The following is an 11,152-nucleotide window of genomic DNA, read 5'->3' as shown; positions in this document are numbered from 1 at the left end:
GTGCCGGGGGGACGGCGACCAGATCGGTCGACGGGGCGGCCGGTTCAGCAGCCGACGCGGGTGCTGCGGCGGCGGCCGACGCGGGCACCGGAGCCGCGGCCGGCGCGGGCTGCGGCGCGGGGGCCGCGGCATCCGGTTCTTCCGCCGACGAGGCCGGGGGTGCCTCCCCGCCCGCCGCGCTCGCGTGCACGCGCTCGCCGCTGACGAGCTCGAGGAAGATGTCTTCGAGGCTCGCGCCCTTGCTCTGCAGGTGCGACAGCGCGATCCCGGCGCCGGCGGCGAGGGTCCCGACCTGGATCGGTTCGACGTGCCGGATCGTGAAGCCGTTGCGCAGCAGCTGGAACGGGATGCCGTGCTCGTCGAGCACGCGGGACAGGGCTTCGCGGTCGGGGGAGTCGACCACCGTGGAGTACTCGTCGGGGTCGGCGAGATCCTCGGTGCCGCCCTGGAAGACCAAGCGACCGCGCGAGATGATCAGCAGCGCGTCGACGGTCTGCTGCACCTCGGCGAGCAGGTGCGACGACACCAGCACCGTGCGTCCCTCTTCGGCGAGGTGGCGTAGCAGCGAGCGCATCCAGCGGATGCCCTCGGGATCGAGGCCGTTCGAGGGCTCGTCGAGGACGAGGACGCCCGGGTCTCCGAGCAGGGCGGTGGCCAGGCCCAGGCGCTGGCGCATCCCGAGCGAGTATCCGCCGACGCGGCGTCCGGCGACGTCGGCGAGACCGACGAGCCCCAGCACCTCGTCGACGCGCGAGAGCGGCAGACGCGCCGCTCGGGCGTAGGCCTTGAGGTGGTTCGCCGCCGAGCGGCCCGGGTGGAAACTGGATGCCTCGAGCGCAGAGCCGACACTCTGCAGCGGCCGCTCGATCTCGGCGTACCGGCGACCGCCGATCGTGGCGGACCCCGAGGTGGGTCGCACCAGACCGAGCAGCATGCGCAGCGACGTCGTCTTGCCCGCGCCGTTCGGGCCCAGGAATCCCGTCACCAGGCCCGGCTCCACACGGGCCGTCAAACCGTCGACGGCCGACACCGCGCCGAAGCGCTTGGTCAGCCCGGAGAATTCCAGCACCTGTCCTTCGGGCATCGAGTACCTCTCGTTCGGCGGGCGTTCTCCCCATCTTCCCCGATCCAAGGCCGAAAACACATCTCGCGGCGTGTGTAACGTGGCAGCGTGAACGCACAGCGATCCGACGACGACGCGGTGATCGCGCGAGCCTGGCGCGGAGTGGGTCACTTGACCCTGAACCGTCCGCGCGCGATCAACGCCCTCGACCTCGGCATGATCCGCCGGCTGGCGGTCGCCCTCGACCGCTGGGAGCACGATTCCGACGTCGACCTCGTGCTTCTCGACGGCGCGGGGGATCGCGGCTTCTGCGCCGGAGGCGATGTCCGGGCGCTCTACGACTTCGTCGTGGCCGGGCAGGTCGACGAGGTGCACACGTTCTTCCGCGAGGAGTACGCCCTCAACCACCGCATCGCCACCTACCCCAAACCGATCGTCGCGATCGCCGACGGAGTGACGATGGGCGGCGGGATCGGGCTCGCGGGCCACGCCCGCATCCGCATCGTGACCGAGCGGTCCCGGCTGGCGATGCCCGAGACGCGCATCGGCTTCTCCCCCGACGTGGGCGGCTCCTGGCTGCTCGGACGCGCTCCCGGCCGTCTGGGCGAATACCTCGGCCTGACCGGCGCGACGATGGATGCCGCCGACGGGCTGTACGCCGGGTTCGCGGACCACCTCGTCCCCGTCGCGCACCTGTCCGCCCTGCACGAGGCACTGCAGTACCGCGCCGATCCGTCCAGCCCGACCGAGCTCGTGCTCCTGTTCGACGAGAGCCCCGAGCGATCGAACCTGGAGACCTGGCGTCCGTGGATCGACGACGCCTTCTCGGCCGACGACCTCGGCGGCATCCTGTACCGCCTGCGCCAGCGCTGGGAGCCCGAGGCCCACGCGACCGCCGATCTGCTCGAGTCCTCGGCGCCGACGGCGGTCGCGGTGACGCTCGAGGCCGTCCGCCGGGCGCGGACCCTGCCGTCCCTGCGCGCCGCTCTCGCGCAGGAGTACGGCCTCGTGATGTGGTTCGCCACGACGCAACCCGACCTCGCCGAGGGCATCCGGGCGCAGCTCGTCGACAAGGACCGCTCGCCGTCCTGGTCGCCGTCGGCTCACGCCGACCTGCCCGCGGGCCGCGTGGGCGAGGCCTTCGCTTTCGACCCCGATCCGGCTCTGTGGTGACCGTGCGATGAGCGGACGGGGGCAGCGGCGGTGGTCGATCGGGCGGTTGCTCGACGGGTTCTTCTTCGTCTTCGCGGGTCTCGCGGCCGTCTGGCTCGCCTACCTCAGCTTCACCCAGACCTTCACGTTGGGCTGGGGCGGCGTCGTCATGGCGGTGGTGTTCTGGGGCCTTCTCGCCTACCTCGTGCTCCCTCGGTTGCATCGCATCCTCACCGCGATCTACGTGCCCGACTACTTCATGGGCCGCACCCGCACGTCCGATGGGCTGCTCGGCGACCCGGTGAACCTCGCCTACCAGGGGGAGCGGGCACAGGTCGAGGCCGTGATGGCGGCGGCCGGGTGGATCCCGGCCGACCCCGTCGGTTTCGCGTCGTCGTGGCGCATCGTGGCATCCACCCTCACGCGACGCAGCTACCCGACCGCGCCGGTGAGCCCCCTGTTCCTCTTCGGCCGCATGCAGGATCTCGCCTACCAGCAGGAGGTCGCGGGGTCGCCGGCGCAGCGCCACCACGTGCGCTTGTGGCGGTGCCCGGACGGCTGGTTGCTGCCCGGCGGTCGCCGGGTCGACTGGCTGGCCGCGGGGACCTTCGACCGCGCCGTGGGCTTGTCGCTGTTCACCCTGCAAGTCACGCACCGCATCGACGCGGACACCGACATCGAGCGCGACCACATCGTCGACACCGTGCGGAATCTCCCGGGCGTGACGGTCGACGTCATCCGGGACTTCTCGACCGGCTACCACTCGCGCAACGGCGGCGGCGACAGCATTACCACCGACGGCGATCTGCCGATCCTCGACGTCCGGGGCATCGAGTCCCGCACGGGCGGAGAGCGGACGGATGCCGGACGGCGCGACGTCGAGGCGGAGGGACGGCCGTGAGGGAGAGGCATCCGGAGAAGAGGGCGGCATTCGAACCGCTCGCCGCGCCGGTCGCGCGCGACCCCGCGATGCGTCGGCCCGGCGCGACGGTCGCCGGGGGAGTGCTCGTGCTGCTCCGCGCACTTTCGGGGCTGCTGTGGGCGTTCACCGTCGCCTTCGATCTCCCGCCGTGGCTGCAGGTCCTCTCGGCGGCCGCCGGTGGCGACGCCGACGAGCCGACGGCGCTCACGCTGTCCGATTTCGACGTGGACGCCGGGCTGTTCCTCGGGATCATGGGCGCGGTCTTCCTGATCCAGACGGTGTTCGGCATCCTGCTGCTGCGGGGGAGCAACGTCGCGCGGGTCATCGGCATGCTGCTGTCGACGATCTCGATCGCCACGGCTTTCGTGGGCTGGTGGGAATTCGGGCAAGAGATCACGGTCGGCCCGACGCTGGTGACGCTGAGTCTCGACATCCTCGTGCTGCTGGCGCTGTCCAGCCGCGACGCGGCCGCGTACGCCCGCCGCAACGAGCGGCGGTGACGCCGGGTCCGGTCGCGGGCGACCGGTCTCATCCGCACAACTCCTGCGGAGCGGTCGCTGAGGCGCCGACGGCGCGGGCAGCCGGCAATTCTGCCGGAGTTGTGCAGTCGGCGGAGCGCGGCCGGGTGGAGGCCATGGGCGCACAACTCCTGCAGCATCCGTCCGTTGGCGCGGCGGCCGGGCGGACTGCCGGAAGCTGCAGGAGTTGTGCAGCAGTCAGGGACTCCCCGGTCGGATCCCGGGCCGTGCACAGACGGCGCCGACTAGCCTGGAGGATGCCGCGCCCGAGCGGCAGAACGGATGACGGACGTGTTCGACAGTCCCATGTCGCTCTCGGCATATCAGGTGCTCCGCGTCGAGGCCGAGATCGACGACGACGGCCTGCGTCGCGCCTACCGTGTGCGGCTGCGTGAGACCCACCCCGACACCGGCGGCGACGCCGAACTGTTCGTCCAGGTGCAGCGCGCGTGGGAGCTCGTCGGCACGCCCGAGGCCCGCGCGGCCTACGACCGCGGTCGCGGGCACGCCTCCGCCGAATGGGGCGGCGGGAGCACGGCATCCCCTCCTCCTCGTCCCGACACGCGTCCGCGTGCCCGCGCCTACGGGCAGCCCGGCGGATGGCGGCGCGAGCGGTACCTGTCGCTGATCCGCGAGTGGGTCGGACGCGGCGTCGACATCGCCGATCCCTACGACCCGGCGCTCGTGCGGTCGGCGCCGCCGGACATCCGGCACATCCTCGCCGACGCGCTCGCCGAGGAGGAGACCGCGCGGCTGGTCGCCGAGCTCGGCATGGGGTACACGGTGTGGCACGACGTGTTCGCCGACCGCGACGGCCTCGACCCGGAGCAGAAGGTCGACCACCTCGTGCTCGGACCGAGCGGTCTGTACGCGATGCTGAGCGAGGACTTCGGCGGTCCCGTCGGCGTGCGGCGCGGCGAGGTCACGGGCCCGAACGTCATCGGGTCGCCCGTGACGCAACTCGTCTCGCGTGCCCGCGTGATCGCCCGCGCGGCGGGCGTCGGGTTCAGCGGGGCGATGGTGATCCTCCCCGACGACGCGATCCTCGACGCCGTCACCGACCTCGGCAAGGTGCGCGGCACCCCGGTCGTCCTCGTCGCGCGCAGCGCGCTGACGACGCTGTTGCGTCGCGGCATCCCGGGGGCGCGCGAAGTCGGCGGGACGGAACTGTTCGACATCCGCACGCGGCTGCAGCAGCGTGTCCGCCACGTCTGAGCCGCGGACACCCCTGCCCGGCACCGGGCCGAACTCCTGTAATTCGGCCGGTTTTCCGCTGTTCGACGCGGCGAAGGGCGAGCACACGCCGGAACTCAGGAGTTCGGCACCGCGAAGGATGCAGCGCCGGCTCGGGGCGTTCGGCCTGCGCCGGTTTGCCAGACCTGCCTAGGGTGGGGGCATGAGTACCGACGAGACCCCGGATGCCGCGGCATCCGACGACATGAAGCGAAAGTTCAAGGAAGCCCTGGCGAAGAAGAACGGGCAGCAGCGGTCGGGTCAGGCGCACCTGGACGGTCACTCGGCCGTTCAGGGCACGCACGGAGCCGTCACCAAGCGGGAGTTCCGCCGCAAGAGCGGCTGATCCACCGGGTCCGAACTCCTGAGAATCGCGTCGGTCGAGGTCCCCTCGAGCGAGCCGGGGAGGCCCCGCCGCGAAAACTCAGGAGTTCGGCACGCCGCTGCCTCACCCCCGCAGCGGCGCCTCGAAGAACGCCAGCTCCAGCCGCATCGACCGGGCGTACGCCGCGGACATGGCGGCGCGGACGGACGGGGATGCCGATCGGGCGGCGGCATCCGCGATCCGGGACGCCTCGGCTGACGACGCGGCGAACACCTCGTCGCCGTAGGCCGTGAGCCAGTCGGCGTAGGCGTGGTCGGGGTCGAACGTGCCGCGCCAGCGGGCGCCGATGTCGGTGTACAGCACGAAGCACGGCAGCACCGCCGCGACCAGCACCGCGTACGACCCGGCCGCCGACACGGCGTGCAGGTGGTCGGTGTAAGCGACGGTGTCGGGTGCGGGCTCGAGGCCGGTGGCATCCACGTGCGACTCGTGCAGCGCCGCCTCTTCGGCCAGGCACGAGACCGACGCCGCGGCCCAGAACCGCTGCTCCTCGGCGGTCGGGGCCAGCGCCGCGGCGCGCGCCAGCACCCGGGCGTACTCGCGCAGGTACAGGAGGTCCTGGCCGAGGTACCAGGTGAAGGCCGCGCGATCGAGGTCTCCGGATGCCAGTCCCCGCACGAACGCGCACCGATCGACGTCGGCGCGCACCGCCGCCGTGGCCGCCCACCGCTCGGCGCTCCAGGAGGCGCCCAGGTCGAGGTGCGGCCGCAGCTCGTGGAAGTGGTCGATCGGACCGTTTCCGTGACCGACGTGGAGGGCCTCGGCGTTGTCGAGCGCCCCGGTGAGCCACTGTTTCGCTCGGGTGAGCGCCGCGGGCCAGTCGAGGCCGTGCCCGGCGAGGGTCGCGAGCGCCGACGACAGCGAGCAGCCCGTGCCGTGCGTGTGGCGGGTCGCGACGCGGCGGCCGGGGACGAGGTGCACGCCCGTGGCATCGACGACGGCGTCGGGGCTGTCGGGTCCGGCGAGGTGGCCGCCCTTCAGTAGCACGGCGGTGCCGGCGCGGGCGGCGAGCGACCGGGCCTGCGCGACGGCGGTGTCCCAGTCGCCGGCGACCGGCTCCCCGACGAGCACCGCGAGCTCGGGAAGGTTCGGCGTCACGAGGTCGGCGCGGTGACAGAGCGTGCGCACCGCGACTTCGGCATCCGGGTCGAGCAGACGGTCGCCGCTCGTGGCGACCATGACCGGGTCGAGCACGACGAGCGGTGGCCGCACGGCCCCCAGCCACGCGGATACGACCGCGACGACCTCGGCCGACCCCAGCATCCCGATCTTGACCGCGTCGATCTCGACGTCGTCGCTCACCGCGCGCAGCTGCGCGTCGAGGAACGCCACGGGCGGCACGTGCACCTCGCGCACCCCGCGCGTGTTCTGCGCGACGAGCGCGGTGACCACGGCCATGCCGTACCCGCCGAGCGCGGCGATCGACTTCAGATCCGCCTGGATGCCGGCACCCCCGGTGGGGTCGGTCCCGGCGATGCTCAGCACACGGGGGATCATGCCCACGCCTCGCGCAGTGCCCGCGTCGCCGCCGCGGGATCCGCGGCACCGCTCACGGCCGAGACCACCGCGACGCCCGCGGCACCGGCCCTCCGAAGAGCGGCGACATCGCCCACCTCGATCCCGCCGATCGCGATGCAGGGCAGGGGAGCGGATGCCACGAGCCCGGCGAAACCGTCGATCCCGAGGGGCTGCGGGTGGTCGTGCTTCGTGGCGGTCGCGCGGATGACCCCGACGCCGAGGTAGTCGACGGTTCCCGGGCGGAGGGCGGCGGCCGCGGCGAAGTGCTCCCGGGTGTTCGCGGTCCAGCCGATCAGCGCGTCCGGCCCGAGCAGGCGGCGCGCGGCGACGACGGGCAGGTCGCTCTGCCCCAGGTGCGCCCCGTCGACACGGGCGCCCGCGTCGCGGGCGGCGAGGACGACGTCCACCCGGTCGTCGACGACGAACGTGGCGCGGCCGGCGATGACGTCGGCGAGGGCGAGTACCCGGTCGAACAGATCGCGTCCGCTCCCGGTCTTGTCGCGGAACTGGATCACGCTCGCCCCCGAGCCCGCGGCGGCATCGACGATCTCGGCGACGCGGGCGAACGGCATCCGGTGATCGGTGACCAGGTGGAGGGGGAGGTCGACCGCGCTCACGCCGCGACCCGCCCGTCCAGGTCGGCGGGGTCGATCGCCGCCAGGGCGTCGAGGAACGCCACTGCGAACGAGCCCGGCCCGGCCGCGACCGCGGCGGCCCGTTCGGAGGCCACCGCCCAGATCGCGCTCGCGGTCACCGCGGCGTCGAACGGCGCGGCACCGGGAAGCAGCGCGGCCATCGCCGCGCCGAGGGCGCACCCGCCGCCGGTGACACGGGTCAGCAGGTCGCTCCCGCCGGGCACGCGCGCCGTGCGGTCGGCATCCACGATCAGGTCGACCGCGCCCGAGACCGCGACCGTGCCGCCGGTGCGGACCGCGAGGGCGCGGGCGGCATCGAGAGCGGCGTCGGGGGTGTCGGTCGAGTCGACGCCGCGGCCGCCGGCCCCGGCGCCGGCCAAGGCGAGGATCTCGGACGCGTTGCCGCGGACGATCGCCGGCCCGGCCTCGAGGAGCTCGTGCGCGAGCGCGGTGCGCACCGGCAGCGCACCGACGGCGACGGGGTCGAGCACCCACGGAGTGCCGACGGCGACGGCCTCGCGCGCGGCCTCGCGCTGCTCGGCGGTCGGGGTGCCCAGGTTCACCAGGACGCCCCCGGCGACACCGGCGAACATCCCGGCCTCCCCGGGGATGTCGCACATCGCGGGCGAGGCACCGAGGGCGAGGAGCGCGTTGGCGGTGAAGTTCGTCACCACCGCGTTGGTGATGCACTGCACGAGCGGCGGGGCGTTCCGCAGCGCGGACAGGGCCTCGGCGGCGGTGGATGGAGACGACGACGTGCGAACGACCATTCGCGACATCCCTTCGCTAGTACGAACTAGATCAGGTTCGACGGGTGTGTTCTCAGCCCCGAAGGGCACCCCGTGTCACTGCGGGCGACGTTAGCACGGTGCATCGCCCGACCGCGGCGCGAGGCCTCAGAAGGGTGCCGCGGGTTCATCCGGGTCGGGCGGAGGTGGATCGTCGGGGACGAAGCGCACGGCGGGAGAGTACGGGAGCGGCTCGTCGGTGTAGGTGCGACCGGTCGGGCTGGTCCAGCGGAGGACCCCACCGGGCAGTTGGGTCACGCTCCATCGGGTGAACTGCTTCTGCGTGTGGTGCCGCTGGCACAGGTGGGCGAGGTTCGTGACGTCGGTCGCGCCGCCGAGCGCGTAGTCGTGGGTGTGGTCCACCTCGGCACGGTTCGCGGGAACGGTGCAACCGGGCCACCGGCAGTGGCGGTCTCGAGCGCGGAGGTACCTGTCGATCGCGGTGCCGCGGTGATAGGTGTCGGTGTGCAGTACCGCGCCGGTGACGGGGTGGGTGACGACCCGATCCCAGGGGAGCGTGGTCGATTCGGCGAGAGCGCGTGCGGTGCCTGCGTCGAGGGGGCCGTGCCCCACGAGTTCGGCGGGATCGGCATTCTCACGCCCGGGGGCGAGCATCGTCAGGGCGGGGACGACCACTTGAACCCGGGCGCGGATGCTGCCGAGGATGCCGGGCCCGTCGTCGGTACGGGTGGGATCGGCGTCGGGGGCCGAGGTGAGCAGGAGGTCGGCGAGGATGTCGGCGCGAAGCTGCGCGGTGGTCCGATCATCCGAGTTCGACTCGGACGTCTCGTCTCGTGCGTCGATGACCGCGTGGGCCTGCTGACTGAGTCGGCCGAATATTCCGACCGCGAGCACGGTCGGCAACGTCGCGACGAGGTCGGACATGCCGTCGAGCCCGGGGACGATGCGGACACACCGCGCGTCACGGCCGCGCTGGTGACGTTCGGTCAGCGTGGTCGGATATAGGCGTTCGGCGAGCGCCGCGAGACGCGATCGCAACCGGCCGGGGCTGAGGCCCTCGGCGGTTGCGACGGCGAGCAGATCGAACTCTCCGCGCGCATCGGCGGGGAGAGGTGAGCCGACGTCGACGATCGCGCGGACGTGGGCGCGGGTGATCGCCCCGCCTTCCCACGCGGCGAGAGTCTGCGGGTAATCGTCGACCAGGGTCATGGCACGGTCGATCTGCGACTGCATCCCGCGGTCGGAGAGATTCTCGGCCGCAGCGAGCTCGGACGCGACCTCGCGCAACGCCATCTCGGAAGCTCGGACATGGGTGCGCCGATCGGCCATCACGTCGAGAGCGAGATGCCCCGCCGCCGCGAGGGCGCGAGTGCGGGCCACTTCGGCGGCGGCGAGTACGGCTCCCGCGCGGAGCACGTCGTCGAGCACCGCGGACAGTCCTACCGGGTCGCCCGTCGGGCCCGTGGAGGGGGAGTCGGAGGGGCGGCGAGAAGACATGTGTGCATGCTAGCGACGACCTCCGACATCGAATGCCGCGCGTCCGCGATCGGGGGAGAGAACGCGGTCGCGCCGGGTTGTGGAGGAGGGGTGTTACGCGGCGAGGAGCCGGCTCGTCCCTCAGTCGTTGAGCCCCAGGAGGTCGAGCGGATGGGTCAGCCGCCACCACGGACTCGGCGGCTCGATGTCGGTCTCGAGGCGCACGTCGACGGTGTCGGCGTCGAGCGGACCGGTGGTCACGAGCGTGCCGACGGTCTCACCCGCGTCGCGCGCGTCACCGAGGTCGAACGACGTGGCCGGCTGGGCGGCCGCGCCGTTCCAGAGCACGTTGCTCGCGTCCTCGGCGGTGACCATCGCGACGTCCTGGCCCCACAGTGTCGTCACGCGCCCGACGGCGGTTCCGGCGGGCACGGAGGTGCGCACCTGGATCTCCTCGGCCAGGCGCGCGTAGAGGTCGCGACTGGCCTGATCGCGCGAGTCCGGTCCCGGCTGTCCGAGGACGGCGGCGTAGACGCGGACGGTGGTCGTGCCCACGGTCAGGTCTTTCGCGGACAGCAGGTTCCAGGCATCCAGGGTCCCGGTCTTGATGCCGACGACACCGGGGTCGGCGAGCAACGGGTTGCCGTTGCGGAACGATCCGGCGCCCGGCAGCGACAGCTCGGGCGTGCGCACGATCTCGGCGATCACCGGGTTCTGCAGCGCCTTCTCGGCGAGGGCGATGAGGGCGGCCGGGGTGGCGGTGTTGCCCGCTTCGATCCCGGTCGGGTTCACGATCGTGATGCCGGTGATGCCCCGCTCGGCCAGGTAGTTCGCGGCGGCGGCGACGAAGTCGTCGTTGGAGGGCCAGAGATCGGATGCCAAGCGCTGGGCGTAGTTGTTGGCTGAGGCGATGAGCATGCCCTGGAGCATCTGCAGCTCGGTGAGCGTCCCGTCGACGGGGACGTCGAGCGACGACTCGCCCCGCGCACGGTACTGCCAGTAGTCGGCGCTGTCGGCCTGGGTGAACGCGTACGTCGGACCCTGCTCGCCGGGCGCGAGCGGGAGACGCTCGAGCACGAGCAGGGCGGTGACGACCTTCGTGATGCTCGCGATCGACTCGGGGGCGTTCGCCGACGACAGCACGTCGGGCATGCCCTGCACCGCGACGGCGGCTTCGCCCTGGGCGGGCCAGGCCGGGGCAGCGGCGGGCGCGGCGAGCGGCTGCACGACGAGGGGCAGCACGCGCGGGGGTACGGCGTTCAGCGGCCAGAGCAGAGTGACCGCGGCGTAGACCGCGACCAGGAGCAGGATCAGCAGCGGCGGGACGACGGTCCCCGGGCGTAGCGCCCGGCGGCGGCGGCCGGCCAGAAGGTCGGGGGAGCGCGTCGCGGGGCCGGTGAGGGCGAACTCCGGTGCGGGGCGGGGCGCCGTGGTCGCGGCGGGATCGATCCACGTGAGGGCGATCGGCCCGCCGATGAGCACGCGTTCCGCGGCCGGGGCG

General features: G+C 72.8%; 11 protein-coding genes and 1 riboswitch. Of the genes, 5 read left to right on the top strand and 6 right to left on the bottom strand.

The genetic code is table 11. The features are described from left to right. On the bottom strand, positions 1-1,084 hold a 1,084-nt coding region (locus tag LQV45_RS10430; protein ID WP_230006953.1), incomplete at its 3' end, for an ABC transporter ATP-binding protein. A gap of 87 nt (positions 1,085-1,171) precedes the next feature. Between LQV45_RS10430 and LQV45_RS10425 the strand changes: the two genes are divergently transcribed. From LQV45_RS10425 to LQV45_RS10405, 5 genes are all read left to right on the top strand, one after another. Next, a complete protein-coding gene (locus tag LQV45_RS10425; RefSeq protein WP_230006952.1) occupies positions 1,172-2,236 on the top strand; it encodes an enoyl-CoA hydratase/isomerase family protein in 1,065 nt (354 codons plus the stop codon). A 7-nt stretch (positions 2,237-2,243) separates the two neighbouring features. Continuing rightward, complete coding sequence (locus LQV45_RS10420) at positions 2,244-3,116, top strand: LssY C-terminal domain-containing protein (protein WP_230006951.1); 873 nt, start codon at positions 2,244-2,246, stop codon at positions 3,114-3,116. Continuing rightward, on the top strand, positions 3,113-3,637 hold the full coding sequence (locus tag LQV45_RS10415; protein ID WP_230006950.1) for a hypothetical protein: 525 nt from the start codon (positions 3,113-3,115) through the stop codon (positions 3,635-3,637). The genes LQV45_RS10420 and LQV45_RS10415 overlap by 4 nt, the downstream gene beginning before the upstream one ends. Before the next feature lie 309 nt (positions 3,638-3,946). Next, positions 3,947-4,870: a DnaJ domain-containing protein gene (locus tag LQV45_RS10410; protein ID WP_230006949.1), complete on the top strand. Its 924-nt coding sequence runs from the start codon at positions 3,947-3,949 to the stop codon at positions 4,868-4,870. Positions 4,871-5,051: 181 nt separating this feature from the next. Further along, a complete protein-coding gene (locus LQV45_RS10405) occupies positions 5,052-5,234 on the top strand; it encodes a DUF5302 domain-containing protein (protein WP_138177538.1) in 183 nt (60 codons plus the stop codon). Positions 5,235-5,336: 102 nt separating this feature from the next. On the opposite strand, the gene thiD is transcribed toward LQV45_RS10405, so the two are convergent. The 5 genes from thiD to LQV45_RS10380 all read right to left on the bottom strand — a co-directional run. Then, the gene (gene thiD / locus LQV45_RS10400) at positions 5,337-6,770 is read right to left on the bottom strand and encodes a bifunctional hydroxymethylpyrimidine kinase/phosphomethylpyrimidine kinase (protein ID WP_230006948.1); all 1,434 of its coding nucleotides are present in this window, start codon (positions 6,768-6,770) and stop codon (positions 5,337-5,339) included. Next, positions 6,767-7,408 (bottom strand): thiamine phosphate synthase, encoded by a 642-nt coding sequence (thiE, locus tag LQV45_RS10395; RefSeq protein WP_230006947.1) that lies wholly within the window; start codon positions 7,406-7,408, stop codon positions 6,767-6,769. The genes thiD and thiE overlap by 4 nt, the downstream gene beginning before the upstream one ends. Further along, a complete protein-coding gene (thiM, locus tag LQV45_RS10390; protein ID WP_230006946.1) occupies positions 7,405-8,196 on the bottom strand; it encodes a hydroxyethylthiazole kinase in 792 nt (263 codons plus the stop codon). The genes thiE and thiM overlap by 4 nt, the downstream gene beginning before the upstream one ends. Then, a riboswitch (TPP riboswitch) is annotated at positions 8,188-8,279 on the bottom strand. It overlaps the preceding gene by 9 nt. Positions 8,280-8,322: 43 nt before the next feature. Continuing rightward, the gene (locus LQV45_RS10385; RefSeq protein ID WP_230006945.1) at positions 8,323-9,672 is read right to left on the bottom strand and encodes an HNH endonuclease signature motif containing protein; all 1,350 of its coding nucleotides are present in this window, start codon (positions 9,670-9,672) and stop codon (positions 8,323-8,325) included. Positions 9,673-9,792: 120 nt separating this feature from the next. Continuing rightward, a partial coding sequence (locus tag LQV45_RS10380; RefSeq protein WP_230006944.1) for a D-alanyl-D-alanine carboxypeptidase family protein occupies positions 9,793-11,152 on the bottom strand: 1,360 nt, incomplete at its 5' end.

The sequence above is a fragment of the Microbacterium sp. Bi128 genome, assembly GCF_918698205.1.
Note: the sequence above shows the minus strand (reverse complement) of the source record. Positions and strands in the feature narration are given on the sequence as shown.